This window comes from Nocardioides phosphati, assembly GCF_014646375.1.
In the GTDB taxonomy this organism is placed as follows: Bacteria; Actinomycetota; Actinomycetes; order Propionibacteriales; family Nocardioidaceae; genus Nocardioides; species Nocardioides phosphati.
Window position 1 is genome coordinate 111,188 of the sequence record NZ_BMNI01000005.1, and the last position, 15,957, is coordinate 127,144.

General features: G+C 72.7%; 20 protein-coding genes. 10 read left to right on the plus strand and 10 right to left on the minus strand.

The window, feature by feature from the left end; genetic code table 11:
• Positions 1–85 precede the first annotated feature (85 nt).
• The 7 genes from IEX47_RS11485 (at position 86) to IEX47_RS11515 (ending at position 4,694) form a co-directional block, all read left to right on the plus strand.
• Complete coding sequence (locus IEX47_RS11485) at positions 86–541, plus strand: carboxymuconolactone decarboxylase family protein (RefSeq protein WP_229662823.1); 456 nt, start codon at positions 86–88, stop codon at positions 539–541.
• Positions 542–611: 70 nt separating this feature from the next.
• Positions 612–767 (plus strand): Sp36 family protein, encoded by a 156-nt coding sequence (gene sp36 / locus IEX47_RS11490; protein WP_120059925.1) that lies wholly within the window; start codon positions 612–614, stop codon positions 765–767.
• Between the two features lie 3 nt (positions 768–770).
• Positions 771–1,232, plus strand: coding sequence for a RidA family protein (locus IEX47_RS11495; RefSeq protein WP_188784147.1), 462 nt, complete (start codon positions 771–773; stop codon positions 1,230–1,232).
• Between the two features lie 8 nt (positions 1,233–1,240).
• The gene (locus tag IEX47_RS11500; protein ID WP_188784148.1) at positions 1,241–2,113 is read left to right on the plus strand and encodes an NUDIX hydrolase; all 873 of its coding nucleotides are present in this window, start codon (positions 1,241–1,243) and stop codon (positions 2,111–2,113) included.
• Entirely contained in the window at positions 2,110–2,937 is an 828-nt protein-coding gene (locus tag IEX47_RS11505) for an MBL fold metallo-hydrolase (RefSeq protein ID WP_188784149.1), read from the plus strand. The genes IEX47_RS11500 and IEX47_RS11505 overlap by 4 nt, the downstream gene beginning before the upstream one ends.
• A gap of 78 nt (positions 2,938–3,015) precedes the next feature.
• On the plus strand, positions 3,016–4,221 hold the full coding sequence (gene nhaA, locus IEX47_RS11510; RefSeq protein ID WP_188784150.1) for a Na+/H+ antiporter NhaA: 1,206 nt from the start codon (positions 3,016–3,018) through the stop codon (positions 4,219–4,221).
• Between the two features lie 68 nt (positions 4,222–4,289).
• Positions 4,290–4,694: a phage holin family protein gene (locus IEX47_RS11515; RefSeq protein WP_229662824.1), complete on the plus strand. Its 405-nt coding sequence runs from the start codon at positions 4,290–4,292 to the stop codon at positions 4,692–4,694.
• 131 nt (positions 4,695–4,825) lie between these two features.
• On the opposite strand, the gene IEX47_RS11520 is transcribed toward IEX47_RS11515, so the two are convergent.
• The 4 genes from IEX47_RS11520 to nth are packed head-to-tail and all read right to left on the minus strand — an operon-like array spanning position 4,826 to position 8,104.
• Positions 4,826–6,001: a MarP family serine protease gene (locus tag IEX47_RS11520; RefSeq protein WP_188784151.1), complete on the minus strand. Its 1,176-nt coding sequence runs from the start codon at positions 5,999–6,001 to the stop codon at positions 4,826–4,828.
• On the minus strand, positions 5,998–6,717 hold the full coding sequence (locus IEX47_RS11525; RefSeq protein ID WP_188784152.1) for an NUDIX hydrolase: 720 nt from the start codon (positions 6,715–6,717) through the stop codon (positions 5,998–6,000). Before IEX47_RS11525 ends, IEX47_RS11520 begins: the two co-directional genes overlap by 4 nt.
• Complete coding sequence (locus tag IEX47_RS11530; protein ID WP_188784153.1) at positions 6,714–7,415, minus strand: TlpA disulfide reductase family protein; 702 nt, start codon at positions 7,413–7,415, stop codon at positions 6,714–6,716. The genes IEX47_RS11525 and IEX47_RS11530 overlap by 4 nt, the downstream gene beginning before the upstream one ends.
• Positions 7,412–8,104, minus strand: a complete 693-nt coding sequence (nth, locus tag IEX47_RS11535) for an endonuclease III (RefSeq protein WP_188784154.1) — start codon at positions 8,102–8,104, stop codon at positions 7,412–7,414. The genes IEX47_RS11530 and nth overlap by 4 nt, the downstream gene beginning before the upstream one ends.
• Before the next feature lie 146 nt (positions 8,105–8,250).
• Here nth and IEX47_RS11540 point away from each other — a divergent pair, with 146 nt between their 5' ends.
• The 3 genes from IEX47_RS11540 (at position 8,251) to IEX47_RS11550 (ending at position 11,054) form a co-directional block, all read left to right on the plus strand.
• Positions 8,251–8,928, plus strand: coding sequence for a Crp/Fnr family transcriptional regulator (locus IEX47_RS11540; protein ID WP_107700928.1), 678 nt, complete (start codon positions 8,251–8,253; stop codon positions 8,926–8,928).
• 147 nt (positions 8,929–9,075) lie between these two features.
• Complete coding sequence (locus tag IEX47_RS11545) at positions 9,076–9,570, plus strand: SigE family RNA polymerase sigma factor (protein ID WP_188784155.1); 495 nt, start codon at positions 9,076–9,078, stop codon at positions 9,568–9,570.
• Positions 9,567–11,054 (plus strand): WD40 repeat domain-containing protein, encoded by a 1,488-nt coding sequence (locus IEX47_RS11550; protein WP_188784156.1) that lies wholly within the window; start codon positions 9,567–9,569, stop codon positions 11,052–11,054. The genes IEX47_RS11545 and IEX47_RS11550 overlap by 4 nt, the downstream gene beginning before the upstream one ends.
• A gap of 4 nt (positions 11,055–11,058) precedes the next feature.
• Here IEX47_RS11550 and IEX47_RS11555 read toward each other — a convergent pair whose 3' ends face one another.
• The 6 genes from IEX47_RS11555 to IEX47_RS11580 all read right to left on the minus strand — a co-directional run bounded on the left by IEX47_RS11555 (position 11,059) and on the right by IEX47_RS11580 (position 15,934).
• A complete protein-coding gene (locus IEX47_RS11555) occupies positions 11,059–11,799 on the minus strand; it encodes a hypothetical protein (RefSeq protein WP_188784157.1) in 741 nt (246 codons plus the stop codon).
• Positions 11,796–12,014, minus strand: a complete 219-nt coding sequence (locus IEX47_RS11560) for a hypothetical protein (protein ID WP_188784158.1) — start codon at positions 12,012–12,014, stop codon at positions 11,796–11,798. The genes IEX47_RS11555 and IEX47_RS11560 overlap by 4 nt, the downstream gene beginning before the upstream one ends.
• Positions 12,015–12,082: 68 nt before the next feature.
• Complete coding sequence (locus IEX47_RS11565) at positions 12,083–12,790, minus strand: hypothetical protein (RefSeq protein WP_188784159.1); 708 nt, start codon at positions 12,788–12,790, stop codon at positions 12,083–12,085.
• Positions 12,787–12,996, minus strand: a complete 210-nt coding sequence (locus IEX47_RS11570) for a hypothetical protein (RefSeq protein ID WP_188784160.1) — start codon at positions 12,994–12,996, stop codon at positions 12,787–12,789. Before IEX47_RS11570 ends, IEX47_RS11565 begins: the two co-directional genes overlap by 4 nt.
• Before the next feature lie 158 nt (positions 12,997–13,154).
• Positions 13,155–15,149 carry an acetate--CoA ligase gene (gene acs, locus IEX47_RS11575; protein WP_188784161.1) on the minus strand — a complete coding sequence of 665 codons (1,995 nt, stop codon included), beginning with the start codon at positions 15,147–15,149 and terminating at the stop codon, positions 13,155–13,157.
• Between the two features lie 158 nt (positions 15,150–15,307).
• Positions 15,308–15,934: an acetate uptake transporter gene (locus tag IEX47_RS11580; RefSeq protein ID WP_188784162.1), complete on the minus strand. Its 627-nt coding sequence runs from the start codon at positions 15,932–15,934 to the stop codon at positions 15,308–15,310.
• Positions 15,935–15,957: the final 23 nt, after the last annotated feature.

A 15,957-nucleotide genomic window follows, 5' to 3' on the forward strand; every position in this document is an offset into this window, starting at 1 on the left:
CCGACACTAGCGGGCGCCCCGCGGGTCGGGCGCGGGAAGGGCGGCCGACTTCGTCACGGTTTCGCGCGCGGGCGATGATGGGCGGGTGAAGCCCCACTACCTCGACAAGGCCAACCCCGACGTGTACGCCGCGATGCGGGGCGCCGCCGACCTCGTCGCCGAAGCAGCGTCCGCGGCCGGGCTGTCGAAGCTCCTCGTCGAGCTGGTCAGCGTGCGGGTCTCGCAGCTCAACGGCTGCGCGTACTGCCTCGACGTCCACACCACGAAGCTGCTCGCCGCAGGGGAGACCGCGCGGCGGCTCGGGGTGCTCCCGGCCTGGCGCGAGACCGGCCTCTTCGACGAGACCGAGCGGGCCGCGCTCGAGCTGGCCGAGGCGATCACGACCCTGCCGGCACCCGAGGAGCGGCTCGCGATCGAGTACCGCGTCCGTGAGGTGCTCAGCGACGCAGAGTTCGCCGCGCTGTCGTGGCTGGCGATCTCGATGAACGCCTTCAACCGGGTCTCGATCACCAGCCGGCACCCGGTCCGCCCGAAGCCGTAGCTGCCCCGCGCGCGACCCGCGCGCGACCCGCGCCTGACGCGCCGTCGGCGCGGGTGACTAACCTCGACCCATGACCAAGTGGGAATACCAGGTGGCGCCCGTCCTCAACCACGTCGCGGGCCAGATCCTCAACAACTTCGGCCAGGACGGCTGGGAGCTCGTCACCATCACCGACAACGGCTCGGGCAACCTCGTGGGCTACTTCAAGCGCCCGCTGGAGGGCTGAGCCGTGACGGTCGAGGCGCGTCTCGCCGATCTCGGGCTGACCGTCCCGGACGTCGTGCCCCCCGTGGCGGCGTACGTCCCGGCCGTGCGCTCGGGCAACCAGGTCTTCACCGCCGGCCAGCTGCCGATGCGTGACGGCTCCCTGATCGCCACCGGCAAGGTCGGCGACGGCGTCACGCCCGAGCAGGCCGCCGAGTGCGCCCGCCAGTGCGCGCTCAACGCGATCGCCGCGGTCAAGTCGGTCATCGGCGACCTCGAGAAGGTCGTGCGCGTGGTCAAGGTCGTCGCGTTCGTCGCCTCCACGCCCGACTTCACCGGCCAGCCCGGCGTCGCCAACGGCGCCTCGGAGCTGCTCGCCGCGGCGTTCGGCGACGCGGGCATCCACGCCCGCTCCGCGGTCGGCGTCCCGGTGCTGCCGCTCGACGCGCCGGTCGAGGTCGAGATCCTCGTCGAAATCGCCGACTGACCCGTCCCATGGACCCGCGCACGCTGCCGCCGCACCTCGTCGAGATCGCCCGGGAGTACGCCGACGGCCGGCGTACGCCGAGCGAGCCGCGCGCCGCGGCGACCGTCGTGCTGGTGCGTGACGGCGTGGCTGCGCCCGGAGGCCTGGAGGCGTACCTGCTCCGCCGCCACGTCGGCATGGCGTTCGCGGCGGGCATGTCGGTCTTCCCCGGTGGAGGGGTCGACCCGCGTGACGCCGACCTCTCCGACGAGCTCTGGGCGGGGCCTGCCCCGGCGCAGTGGGCGCAGCGTCTCGGCTGCCCGGAGCAGGAGGCCCGTGAGCTGGTCTGCGCCGCGGTGCGCGAGACGTTCGAGGAGTCGGGCGTGCTGCTCGCCGGCACCGCGTCGTCGGTCGTCGCCGACACCACCGGCGACGACTGGGAGGCCGACCGGCTGGCCCTGGAGTCCCACGACCTCTCGTTCGCCGACTTCCTGACCCGGCGCGGGCTGGTGCTCCGCACCGACCTGCTGGCGGGCCTGAGCGGCTGGCTCACGCCGACCTTCGAGCCGAAGCGCTACCGCACGTGGTTCTTCGTCGCGGCGCTCCCGGCCGGGCAGGTGACGCGTGACGTCTCCACCGAGTCCGACCAGGTCGCCTGGTGGTCGATCGGCGACGCACTCGCGGCGGTCGGCGCAGGGGAGATGCTGATGCTCCCGCCCACCGCCGTCACCCTCGCGGAGCTCTACGACGCGACGTCTACCGACGCCGCGCTCGCGATCGCACGGGCGCTGCCGTGGGCGATGACGGAGCCGGTCTTCGACCTGGAGAGCGAGACGCTGGTGATCCCCGAGCGGTTCCGCGCGGTCGCGGCCCGGGCGCTCGAGCTGGTGGCGGCGCGATGAGCTGGACCGGTGGCAGCTTCGGGGCGGTCGGCGAGTGCGTGCTCGCCCCCAACGCCAACCTGATGACGCTCGACGGCACCAACACCTGGGTGCTGAGCGCCGGCTCGGGCTCGGTCGTGATCGACCCGGGGCCGCTCGATGCCGAGCACCTCGACCGGGTGACGGAGGTCGCCGGAGACGTCCGTGCCGTCCTGCTCACCCATCACCACCTGGACCACTCCGAGGCGGCCCGGGCGTTCGCGGAGCGTGTGGGGTGCGGCGTACGCGCGCTGGACCCGGCGTACCGCCTCGGTTCCGAAGGACTCGGCGACGGTGATGTCGTCGCGGTCGGCGACCTCGAGATCCGCGTGGTCGCGACCCCGGGTCACACGGCCGACTCGCTCAGCTTCTGGCTGCCGTCCGAGGCGGCGGTGCTGACCGGCGACACCGTGCTCGGGCGGGGGACGACGGTCGTCGCGCACCCCGACGGGCAGCTCGGGGCCTACCTCGACTCGCTCGACCGGCTCCACGCGCTCGCCTCCTCGCGGGAGATCACCTCGATCTGGCCCGGCCACGGTCCGGTCATCGACGACGCGCTGGGGGCCCTCGACTTCTACATCGCCCACCGGCGCGACCGGCTGGGCCAGGTGGAGCAGGCGCTCCTCGACCTCTCGGGCTGCGGCACGCTGCGGGAGGCGCTCACGCACCTCGACCTCGAGCCTGGCAGCGGCGCGATGCTCACGCCGTCGCGCGTCGTCGAGCACGTCTACCGCGACGTCGACCCCGTGCTGTGGGGTGCGGCCGAGCTCAGCGTGCGCGCCCAGCTGGCCCACCTCGCCCGCTAGGGTTGGCCACGGAGTGCCGGGAAGTCTGGTCGGCCCGCCGGTCATGGCGGTGACGCCCCACCGACCCCGAGGAGCTCCATGCGCCGCCTGATGCGCCTTCGCTACCTGCCCGACCTGACCGCGACCGACCGCTCGTCCGTCGGCGACTTCCTGCGCCAGGAGACCGTCGGCGGTGCGCTCGCGCTGACCGCCGCGCTCGTCGCGGTCGTCTGGGCCAACAGCCCCTGGTCGGGTGCGTACGCCGACCTCCGCCACCTCGACCTCGGGCCGCTCAACGCCGAGCAGTGGGCGGCCGACGGTGCGCTGACGCTCTTCTTCTTCGTGGCCGGGCTCGAGCTCAAGCGTGAGTTCGTCGTCGGGTCGCTCTCGCGGATCGCGGACGCTGTCGTGCCGATCGTGGCGGCCGCCTGCGGGGTGGCGGTCCCGGCGATCCTCTACACGGTCGTCAACCTGACCAGCGCGGACGGCCGGGCCGAGGGCTGGGCGATCCCGAGCGCCACCGACATCGCCTTCGCGCTCGCGGTCCTGGCTGTCGTGGGCTCGTCGCTCCCGCCCCAGCTCCGGGCCTTCCTGCTCACGCTCGCGGTCGTCGACGACCTGATCGTGATCGCGATCATCGCGGTCTTCTACAGCTCCTCGCTGCACCTCGGGGCCCTCGCGCTCGCTGCCGCCTGCCTGCTCGGCTGGTGGCTGCTGCAGCACTTCCGGATCCAGCTCTGGCTGGTCTTCATCGTGCTGGCGATCGGGGCGTGGTGGTTCATGCACGAGAGCGGCATCCACGCGACCATCGCCGGCGTCGCGCTGGGCCTCCTCACCCGCGTACGCCGCGACGAGGGCGAGCTGGTCAGCCCCGCCGAGTTCCTCGAGCACCAGCTCCACCCGTTGTCGGCTGCCTTCGCGGTGCCGGTCTTCGCGCTGATGTCCGCGGGCGTGGCCGTGTCGGGCGGCGCCGGCCTCGTCACTGACCCGGTCGTGATCGGCGTCGTGCTCGGCCTCGTGCTCGGCAAGCCGATCGGCGTCTTCGGCGGCTCGTGGCTGCTCTGCCGGCTGACCCGCGCCGAGATCGACGACGACGTGCGCTGGCGCGACGTCGCTGCCGTGGCCGTGCTGGCGGGCGTGGGCTTCACGGTGTCGTTGCTGGTCTCCGAGCTCTCCTTCACCGGCGAGGCGCGGGAGGCGGCCAAGACGGCCGTCCTCGCCGCCTCGACGATCGCGGCGCTGCTCGCCGGCGTACTCCTGTGGCGGCGGAGCCGTGCCCACCGGATGGTCGCGCATCAGGGCTGAGCTGGGTGGGCACCCCGGGTGTGTAGAGTCGCGAATCGACCCGCCCCACGCACAGGAGACCTGGATCTGTGGCTGAGAACCCGATGGTGCCCCTCAAGGACGAGCCGACGATCGGCAAGCTCGTCGTCGACGCCCAGCGCGACATCTCCAAGCTGATCTCCGCGGAGATCCAGCTGGCGAAGGCGGAGCTGAAGGTCAGCCTCAAGGCGGGCGGCTTCGGCGCGGTCTTCTTCGCGGTCGCCGCGTTCATGGGCCTGATGGCGCTGATCATCTTCTCCGTGACGGCGGCGTACCTCATCAACTGGGACGGCCACGGCCTCTCGCTGAAGTGGTCGTTCCTCATCGTCACCGGCTTCTACCTGCTGATGGCCGGCCTGCTCGCCTTCCTCGGCATCCGCAGCGTCAAGAAGGTCAAGGGCCCCGAGCGCGCGATCGCGCAGGCCAAGCAGAACAAGAAGGCCTTCAAGCACTGAGCTTCCGAGCAGCGGCTCGGCCAGGCGGCCCGACTGTCACGGTGACGGTCGGGCCGCCTGTGACATTTCCGAGGTTTCACGTCGGGCGTGCAGGTCTGCGCCGCCCCGGGTCAGCCGGCGCACCCGCCGGGTCAGCCGGCGCAGCCGCCGGTGTTGACCTGCTGGGTGGCCGCGATGCCACGGTCGCGGGCGTCGGCGACGGCCTCGGGGGTCAGCGCGTAGCCCGTGTCGCGGTCGGAGACCGAGGCGGCGAAGATGACGCCGACGACGGTGCCGGAGGTGTCGACGAGCGGGCCGCCGGAGTTGCCGGGCCGGATCAGGCCGCGCAGAGAGTAGACCTCGCGCAGCACCGAGCCGTCGCCGTAGATGTCGGGCGAGCGGAGCTTCTGCTCGGCGCGGACGCGCGCCGACTGCACGTTGAACGGGCCGTCGAGCGGGTAGCCCAGGATCGCCACCTTGGCGTTGGGCTGCGCGCCGCCGCCGAAGTGGAGCGGCTTGATGCCGAGGTCGGGCACCGCGAGCACCGCGATGTCGACCTCCGGGTTGTAGTAGACGACGGTGGCGTCGACGGTGCGGTCACCGACGAGCACCTTCGGCTCCGTCACGCCGGCCACCACGTGGGCGTTGGTCATCAGCCGGTCCTCGCGGATCACGAACGCCGATCCCTCGACGCCGCGGCCACAGGAGTTGTTGCCGTGCACCTTGAGGACGGCGGCGCCTGCGCGCTGCACGTCGGGGTCGCGGACGACCTGGGGCGCGGGCGGGTCGACCGCCACGATCCGCTCGGGGGCGAAGGGCTCGAGGTAGCGCGGGAAGAAGGTCGTGCCGACGACGTCGTTGAACGCCTGGAGCCCCTGGAACGCCTGGTCGGGCAGCGCCCGGTCGACGGCGCGCAGCACCTTCGACTCGCGCACGACCGGCGTGACCGGGCCGAGCCGCGAGCCGGAGATCGCGACACCGAGCGCCCAGGCGACGAGCAGCACGGCCGCCATCGAGAGCGCGGCCCCGCCGACCGCGTCGAGCGCCCGCACGGGCTGCCAGTGGATCTTCGCGCGCACCCGCGCCCCGACGTACTGGAAGAGGGCCTGGCCGATCGTGGCGCAGAGGATGACGACGAAGAGCGCGCCGAGCGAGACCCAGAGGCCGGGCGAGGCGTCGCCGAGCAGCTGCGGAGCCAGCCAGATGCCGAGGAAGCCGCCTGCCAGCAGGCCGATGGTCGCGAACGCTCCCGTGATGAAGCCCTGCCAGTAGCCGGACAGCGCGTAGGCCGCCAGCAGGATCAGCAGGAGCCAGTCGAGGAAGTTCATCGGGGGCCTTCGGGGAACTCGGAGTTGGGCGCCGGGTAGGCCGGCATCGGCCGCCCCTCATTACCGCGTCCGATGATCATCCACTCCTCGACAGGGTGTTCGCGCTCTTCGTCCCATGGGCGTGTCCACCCGACGTGGTCGAACAGCCGCGCGACCAGGCCCGCGGTGAAGCCCCACAGCACGCCGCCGTCGGGCAGCAGGAAGCCCGGGCCGCGGAAGCCCATCGGGTGGACCATCGTCACGCGGATCGCCGGGTCGAGGAGGACGTCGATCGGCACGCGCAGCACCGCGTGGACCTCGTCGGGGGAGACGACCCGCACCGGCGACTCCTCGCGCCACCAGCCGAGGACCGTCGTGACCGCGAAGTTGGACGGCGGGAGCCAGATCTCGGGCAGCGCGCCGAAGACCTCGACGCCCGCGGGGTCGAGGCCGCACTCCTCCTCGGCCTCGCGCAGGGCGGCCGCGACCGGCCCCTCGTCGTCGGGGTCGAGGCTGCCGCCGGGGAAGGAGATCTGGCCGGGGTGCGACCGCATCGTGTGGGAGCGCTCGGTGAAGAGGAGGTCAGGACCGCCCGGCCCCTCGCCGAAGAGCATGAGCACCGCTGCCTCGCGCGGCGACGGCCCGTCGTCGGGCGCGCTGAACCGGGTCAGGTCGCTGGCCCTGACCGTGTCGAGCGAGGTGGCGACCGGGTCCAGCCAGTCGGGCAGGCCGCTCATCCGGCGCTCGACGTGGGAGTCGGGGAGGGGGTCGGCCGGGCGGCGCGGGACGTCGCGGGGGCCAGCGCATCGGCGCCGAGGTGGGCCTTCGCCAGCGTCTCGAGCTCGGCGAGCGACCGGATCTCCATCGGCTTCACGCGTACGCCGGAGTCCCCGCCGCCCCAGGGCGTCAGCTCGCCGTCGGCGTCGAGGAAGGCGAGGGTGGGCAGCAGCGAGATCGGCAGGCCGCCCTTCTGGGCGGTCGCGGTCTCGGTGTCGGCCAGCAGCGGGAACGTCGCGCCGCTCGTGCGGATCAGCTCGAGAGCGGCTGCCGGGTTGACGTCGTTGTAGTCGATGCCGAGCACGGCGACGCGGCCCGCGTGCTTTTTCGCGAAACGCTGGAAGATCGGCAGCTCACGACGGCACGGGCCGCACCAGCTCGCCCAGAACGTGATCACCATCGGCCCGCGCAGCCGCGCGAGGTCGACGGGCGTGCCGCCGCCGAGGCAGGGGAGCGTGAGGTCGGGGAGGCCGGCCTTGCCCTGGTCGTGGACCGGTGTCGTCGGCTCGACGCAGGGCCGGACGTGGGCGGCGGCCTTCGCGCTGCGCAGCGCGGGGGTGTCGACGTCGACCTTGCGCTGGCCCAGGTTGCTCGAGGCCGTGCAGCCGGTCGCGAGCGCCGCCGTCGCCACGGCCGCCACGGCCGCGAGGCGCTTCATGCGCGCCCCTCCGCGCGGACCAGCTTCGCCGCCTCCGCCGCGTCGGTCGGCCCCTCGCCGTACGCCGGGCACCAGCGGGCCACGGGGCACGCACCGCACGCGGGCTTGCGGGCGTGGCAGATCCGGCGCCCGTGCCAGATGACGTGGTGGGAGAGCATCGTCCAGTCGCGCTTGGGGAAGAGCGCGCCGACTGCATGCTCGACCTTGACCGGGTCGGTCTCGTCGGTCCACCCGAAGCGGCGCACGAGGCGCCCGAAGTGGGTGTCGACGGTGATGCCGGGGACGTCGAACGCGTTGCCGAGCACGACGTTGGCGGTCTTGCGGCCCACGCCGGGCAGCGTCACCAGGTCGTCGAGGCGGCCGGGGACCTCGCCGTCGTAGCGCTCGACGAGCGCCGCGCTCAGCTTGAGGAGGGACTCCGTCTTGGCCCGGAAGAAGCCGAGTGGGCCGACGATCTCCTCGAGCTTCGCGCGGTCGGCCTCGGCCATCGCGGCGGGCGTCGGGTAGGCACCGAAGAGCACCGGGCGGACCTTGTTGACCCGCTTGTCGGTGGTCTGCGCGCTCAGGACGGTGACGACGAGGAGCTGGAACGGGTCGTCGAAGTCGAGCTCGCACTTCGCGTCCGGGTAGGTCTCGCCGAGGACGCGATCGACCTTGCGGGCGCGGCGTACGAGGGCGGTGTCGGGCACGGCGACAGCCTACGGGGACGGGTGTCGAGCGGGCGGAGGAGGAAGGCGAGGTGTCTTGTGTGGTTGGATCCACATGTGACACCCCGCACGGTATTCTGCGGGCGAGACTCGCCTGCCCCGTGTGTGGCTGACCCGATGGAGGAAATGTGGACAACGACGTGCTGCGTCAGGCTCCGCTCTTCAGCGCCCTCGATGACGAGGCCGCTTCCGCCCTGCGCGCGTCGATGGCGGAGTCCCGCCTTCGCCGCGGCGAGATCCTCTTCCACGAGGGCGACTCGGGCGACAAGCTCTACATCGTGCTCGACGGCAAGGTGAAGCTCGGCCGCACCTCGTCCGATGGCCGGGAGAACCTGCTGGCCATCCTCGGCCCCGGCCAGATGTTCGGCGAGCTCTCCCTCTTCGACCCGGGCCCGCGCTCGGCCACGGTCACGACCGTCACCGACGCGTCGTTCGCGTCGCTGTCGCACGAGGACCTCCTCAAGTGGCTCGAGGGCCGCCCGCTGGTCGCCCACTCGCTCCTCGCGCAGCTCGCCACGCGCCTGCGCAAGGCCAACGACGTCGTCGCCGACCTGGTCTTCTCCGACGTCCCCGGCCGTGTCGCCAAGGCGCTGCTCGACCTCGCCGACCGCTTCGGCCGCACGGCCGACGACGGCGTCCACGTGCACCACGACCTCACCCAGGAGGAGCTCGCCCAGCTGGTCGGCGCCTCCCGCGAGACCGTCAACAAGGCGCTCGCCGACTTCGCCTCGCGCGGCTGGCTCCGCCTCGAGCCCCGCTCCGTCGTGATCATGGACATCGAGCGCCTCGGCCGTCGCGCCCGCTGATCCCTGCTGCTGACAGCCCCTGCCCGCTTCGGGTGGGGGCTGTTCGCGTCTGGTCCCACCAGTTGCGCAGGCTCCGCGAGAAACTTGCCCGACGATGACCCCCGAACCGGCTCCCGCCTGCGTCTACTGGGGTGAGAGGGGGTCCCGATGACCGACGCCGAGGCAGAGTTCAACGCCTTCGTCGCCGCACGTACGGCGGCGCTGTCGCGCACGGCGTACCTGCTGACGGGGGACCACCACCTCGCCGAGGACCTGCTGCAGACGGCGCTCTTCCAGGCCGCTCGCCACTGGGAGCGGATCGAGACCGCGCCCGAGGCGTACGTCCGGCGGGTGCTCTACACGCAGAACGTGTCGTGGTGGCGACGCCGCAAGTACGCCGAGAGCGGGCTGGGGTCGCTGGACGTCGCCGCGCCGTGTGCCGCGCCCGATCTGCGGCTGACCCTCGAGCAGGCGCTGGCGCGGCTGACGCCGAAGCAGCGGACGGTGCTCGTGCTGCGCTACTTCGAGGACCTCACCGAGGTGCAGGCCGCTGCCGCCCTGGGCGTCTCCGCCGGCACGGTGAAGTCGACGACCCGCCAGGCCCTCGCGCGGCTGCGCACCCTGGCCCCCGAGCTGTCCGAGCTGATCGGAGTGACCCCATGACCGACGCACTGCGCGACGAGCTGCTGCGGATGGGTGAGGCCGCGCCGCCTGCCGTCGTACCCCGTGATGTCTGGGACCGCGGGCGCCGTGCCCGCCGCCGTGACCGGGTGGTCGCCGGTGGTGCGGTGCTTTCCGTCCTGGTGGCGCTGGGCGGACTCGGCGTGCTGCTGGCCGGGCCGGGCCGGCACGAGGCGCCTCCTGTCTCCTCGCGCAGCGAGGCGGTGCCGTCGGTGATCCACCACGTTCCAGCGCGCCTCGAGCAGTTGCCTGCCACGGGCCATGACGTGGCCTGGGATCCGAAGCTGGCCGAGAGCGATCTCGCGATCGGACGGGCGTCCGTCGCCTTCACGAGTGGTGAGCGACCCCTCCCCGTGGTCATCACCGCGGCCGATGGGGCCTACCACCTGCTCAAGCTGCCCGGCTGGGTGGGCAGCAACATTGCGAGCGGGGTGGTGGAGGGCGGGCCGCTCGCGCTCTCGCCTGACGGCCGCCAGCTTGCCTGGGGCTGGTACGACCCGCGGACGCTCGGCACCGACAAGAAGGGCGTGGTCGCGGCCGGCGTCCGGGTGGCAGACCTGGAGACCGGAAAGGTGCGCACTGTCGGACTGTCCGGCGGCCACGGGGTCGCGGTCGGCACGATCAGGTGGTCGCCCGACAGCCGCTGGATCGTCTGGTACGGCGCAGAGACGGACGTCTGGACCGAGGGCCAGGCCGGGTCGACGCACCTCGTGGCCGGACGGATCGCTCGCGGCGCGACGACGAGTGAGCTGGTCGGTCTCGATCGCGCGGGCTCGGAGCAGCTCGTCATCGACGACCACGGCACGGTCTCGTGGACGACCGACTCGGGCTGGGAGAGCGTCGACCGCGAGGGCCAGTCGACCGACGTCACCGACGTCATGTCGGGCGTCCCGGGGACTGCGGCTGCCGTGAGCCCTTCCGGTCGCAGCGTCGCGCTCGCGACCGGTCAGCCTCGGCAGGACGCGCTCTTCTTCCGCTGGGTCGTCCGAGGACTCGGAGGAGGATCGGACCTCGTCGGTCGGATCGAGACGGTGCCCGAGGTCCTGCACGCGAAGCTCCCGGCCGACCGCTACCCCGAAGGTGCCACCATCGAGCCCGTCGGCTGGGCCGATGACGACCATGTGGTGACGCTCGTGACGGCTGCGCACGACGTGCGGCGCAGCCGCGGTGGCAGCGACTGGACGGGCGGCGAAACCTCCCTGGTGGTGATGTCGGCGCCCGGCGGCGCCCGGGACTCGTCGTACGACGTCGTGGCGCGGCTCGCGAGGAGTGACCAGGGTGACGGCCGGATCACCGCGATGAGCGTCGCGGTGGACCTGCTCGACCAGCCGACGCGGGACTTCCCGGCGCCGGAGTGGCCGTGGAGCGACGAGCGCAAGGTGGCGGTGTACGGCGGCATCGGCGTCGCACTGCTGGCCGCCGTGGTCTTCGGGCTCGCCTACCGCCGGGGTCGCCGGCTCCTCTGACCGCTCAGCTGGCGGCGAGGAGCCCCTCGATCAGCAGGCCGTCACCGAGCGTCTCGGCGCTGGCGGCGAGCCGCTCACGGGCCTCGTCCGTGAGGTGCGGAAGCGCCCGCAGGAGGCCGGCCCAGGCGTCCTCCACCGAGGCAGCGCGCAGGAGGCCCTCGAGCCGCACGTCGGGGAGCACCTCCACGACCTCGGCCAGCCGCGCGGGCTCGGTGAAGCAGAGGGCGGTGCGCAGGACCGTCACGTCGTCGATGACCTCGAGCGCGGCCGCGACCATCGGCAGCGGCATCTCCGCGACCAGGTCCGCCATCGCGAGGTAGTCGCCCGCGTCGGCGAGGTGCCGCGCTGCTGCCGCGACGACCTCGGTCGGCAGGCCGGCGAGGAGCGAGCCCGCCTCGCGCGGGTCGAGGTGGGGCGCGAGCTCGGCGAGGTACGCCGGGGAGAGCCGGCCGGCGAGGTCAGCGGCCTGGTCGGTGCCGAGAAGCCCGGCGACGCGGGCCGCGAGAGAGGCCGGGAAGACCGCCTCGGCGATGCGCGCCGCGATGCCGCCGGGGAGCAGGCCGGTCGCCGCGGCGATGCCCGCCACCTGGGACCGGTCGGCCTCGAACAGCCGCTCGGTGACCTGGTCGCGGAAGGCCCGCAGCGTCGCGGCCGACAGCTCGGCCAGGTCGCCGAGCCGCGCCACGTCGACGCGGAGCAACCGCGCGATCCGGACCAGCTCGCCCTGCTGCTCGAGTGTCGTCACAGCCCCACCGCCCGGCGTACGGCGGCACGGACGGGCCGCGGGACGACTCCCAGGGCCTCGTCGAGCGAGGCATGGAGCTCCAGACGCTGCGTCTCCTCCGCGGTCGTGACCAGGAGGGCGAGGTCAGCGAGCTGCTCGTCCGGCAGCTCCTCCAGCCCCGGGGCGGGCGTGGCGTGCAGGGCCGTGCCGAGGGCGTCGAGGCCGGGCGTGCTCATGGGTCTCCTTGGGGCCGGCCGCGGGCGAACGCCGCGGTCGTGCCACCGGTACCCCGAAAGGGGCGTCCTCAGCCGAGGACGGAGCCGAAGGCCTCCGACAGCCGGGCGCGGCCCTCGGCGGAGAGGTGCGGCCCGGCCCGGTCGACGAGGTCGCCCGCGTCGAGGAGGCGGACGGTCTCGGCGATGCCGGGGAGCCGCCCGGCGGGGATCAGCTCGAGGATCGCGGCCAGGCGGGCCGGGTCCTCGATCACCTGGCCGGTGCGGACCAGCGCCTCGTCGGAGAGGACCCCGAGCGTGCGGCCGATCTGCTCGAGCGGCAGCACCGCGACGAAGTCGGCCATCGCGATGTACTCCGCGCGCTCGCCGAGCAGCTTGCCGGCATCGACGAGGAGCTGGGGCGGCAGCTTGTGGAGGATCGAGGTGACTCGCCGCGGGTCGAGCTTCGGCGCGATGTCGGCGAGGAACGGCACGGGAACCCGGCTGGCCAGCGAGACCGCCGCATCGGTCTCCATCACGCCGGCGACGCGAGCGGCGAGCTGCGGCGGGAACGCCACGGTCGCGATCTTCGCGGCGACGCCGCCGGGCACGATCTTCGTCGTACGGGCGAGGCCGACGAGGATGTCGCGGTTGGCGTCGAAGAGCCGGTCGGTCAGCTTGTCGCGCAGCTCCTTGAGGACGTCGACGGGCTGGTCGGCCAGCATGGCGAGCGACTCCTCGGGGCAGGCGAGGAGGGAGGCCAGGCGGGTGATCTCGACGCGGGTCTCGGTGGTGCTCACAGGCCGACCACCTTCCGCACCGTGCCGCGCAGGGGGCGCGGGACGATCTCGAGCGCCTTGCGCAGCGACGCCTCCAGCTCCGCACCCTGCGCCCGGCGGGCCTCCTTGATGAGCGCGGCGAGCTGCCCGGTGTCCGCCTCGGACAGGGAGAGCCCCGTGGGCGGCTCGGCGCCGAGCTGGTGGGCCAGGGATGCTGCTGCGCTCATGGGCGTTTCCTCCGTCGCGACGTGCGTGGACGAAGGCTCAACGAGACAACGCGTCCAAGGTAATGATCCGGGCGTGCCCGACCCGGGTCGGGGCGCGCAGAAGCCCGGGTCTCGGCGGACGGGACCCGGGCTTCGGCGTACGGAGGAAACGGCGGTGGTCAGTCCTCGGTGGAGGTGGCGGCGCCGGCGGCGATGAGATCCATGATCCCGGCGTCGGCCAGCGTGGTGGTGTCGCCGACGACGCGCTTCTCGGCGACGTCGCGGAGCAGGCGGCGCATGATCTTGCCGGAGCGCGTCTTCGGCAGCTCGGGCACGATCATGATCTGGCGCGGCTTCGCGATCGGACCGATCTCGCTGCGGACGTGGTCGGACAGCACCTTCGCGATGTCCGCGCCACCGTCGCCGGCGGACTCGCGGAGGATCACGTAGGCGACCGGGGCCTGGCCGGTGTCGGGGTCGGTGGCGCCGACGACTGCTGCCTCGGCGACCATCGGGTGCGAGACCAGTGCCGACTCGATCTCGGTCGTCGACAGGCGGTGGCCGGAGACGTTCATGACGTCGTCGACGCGGCCGAGGACCCAGATGTCGCCGTCCTCGTCCTTCTTCGCGCCGTCGCCGGCGAAGTAGTAGCCCTGCTCCTTGAAGCGCGACCAGTAGGTGTCGACGTAGCGCTCGTCGTCGCCCCAGATCGTGCGGAGCATGGAGGGCCACGGCGAGGTGACGACGAGGTAGCCGCCCTGGCCGTCGCCGACCGGGACGCCTTCGTCGTTGACGACGTCGACCTCGATGCCGGGCACCGCCAGCATCGCCGAGCCCGGCTTGCCCGCGGTGACACCGGGGAGCGGCGTCATCATCGTGGCGCCGGTCTCGGTCTGCCACCAGGTGTCGATGATCGGGGTGCCCTCGCCACCGTTGCCGGAGCCGCCGATGACCGTGCGGTACCAGACGTACGCCTCGGGGTTGATCGGCTCGCCGACCGACCCGATGACGCGCAGCGACGAGAGGTCGTACGACGCCGGCACCGTGTCGCCCTGCTTCATGAACGACCGGATCGCGGTGGGCGCGGTGTAGAAGAGCGAGACCTTGTAGTCCTGGATGATCTTCCACCAGCGGCCGCGCTCGGGGGCGTCGGGCGTGCCCTCGTAGAGCACCTGCGTCGCTCCGTTGGCGAGCGGGCCGTAGACGATGTAGCTGTGGCCGGTCACCCAGCCGATGTCGGCCGTGCACCAGTAGACGTCCGTCTCCGGCTTGAGGTCGAACTGCGCCCAGTGCGTGTACGCCGCCTGCGTGAGGTAGCCGCCGGTCGTGTGCTTGATGCCCTTCGGCTTGCCCGTCGTGCCGGAGGTGTACATGACGTAGAGCGGGTGCTCGGCCTCGAACGCCTCCGGGGTGTGCTGGTCGGAGGCGGAGTCGACCGTCTCGTGCCACCACGTGTCGATCGACGGGTCGAACGCGACCTCCTGCCCCGTGCGACGCACGACGAGGACGTTCTCCACCTGGCCCGGCGAGACCGCCTCGACCTTCTGGATCGCCTCGTCGACGGCCGGCTTGAGCGCCGAGGCCGCACCGCGGCGGTAGCCGCCGTCGGAGGTGACGATCAGCTTGGCGCCGCAGTCCTCGACGCGGGCGGCGAGCGCCTCGGCGGAGAAGCCGCCGAAGACGACCGTGTGGATCGCGCCGATGCGGGCCGCGGCCAGCATCGCGACGATCGCCTCGGGGATCATCGGCATGTAGATCGCGACGCAGTCACCAGCCCCGACGCCGAGCGACTCGTAGGCGTTGGCCGCCTTGGAGACCTCGCGCTGCAGGTCGGCGTACGTCAGGTCGCGGGTGTCCTCGAGCGGCTCGCCGACCCAGTGGAGGGCCACCTTGTCGCCCTTGCCGGCCTCGACGTGCCGGTCGACGCAGTTGTACGCCGCGTTGAGCTTGCCGTCGGCGAACCAGCGGTAGAACGGCGGGTTCGAGTCGTCGAGGACCTCGGTGAACGGCTCGGCCCAGGTCAGGCGCTGCGCCTGCTTCGCCCAGAAGGCGAGGCGGTCACGCGCGGCCTCGTCGTAGTCGGCCTGCGTCACGTTGGCGGCAGCCACCAGGGAGGCCGGCGGTGCGAACGTGCGCTTCTCGTGCAGGAGGTTGGACAGGGTCTCGTCGGACATGGTCGCTCCGGGGGTCATCGCGGTGTTGGTCCTTTGTTCTCGAAGCCTAGGGGGAATGTGGCCCCTGCCACAGGGCGGGTGAGGCCACGATGATGGGCCGGGGGCTGCGACCACGTTGCAGTCGCAACCCCCGGAGCTCTCGGTGCCGGCCGGCGACCTCAGCCGCGGGCGCCGGTGGGGAGCACCGGACGGCCGAAGGTGGAGGCGGCGACGCCGGCCAGGGCGGCGTACCAGGCGACGCCGGCGGTGGCGAGGCCGAACCAGCCACCGAGGTGGTGGAGGGCGTCGCTGCTGCCGAGGGCGCCCGCCGCGAGGAGGGCGAACGTGGTCGTCAGCAGCACGAAGACCGTGGTCAGCACCTTGGTCGTGCGGAGCGAGGCGACCAGCATCAGCGCGGTGAAGATGGTCCAGCCGAGCAGGTAGAGGCCGATGCCCTTCTCGACGTCGGCGGCCGGGATGCCGGCGAGCGTGGTGTGGCCGGTGAGGTACCAGAACGAGACCCAGAAGGCGCCGTACGACGTGAAGGCGGTCGCGCCGAAGGTGTTGCCCTTCGCGAACTCCCACATGCCGGCGAGGATCTGCGCGCCGCCGCCGTAGGCGAGCGCCAGGCCGAAGACGACGGGCTCGGCCTTGAAGAGGCCGGTGTTGACGAAGCTCAACACGAACGTCGTGAGGGCGAACGCCGCGAGCCCGAGCGGACCGGGGTCGGCGAGGCTGATGCCGGACGGCGCCGGCGCGGGTACGGCGACGCGGTGCGTGGTCTGCTGGGGGAGGGTCGTGGTCATCGGGGGTTCCCTTCGGGCGAGCG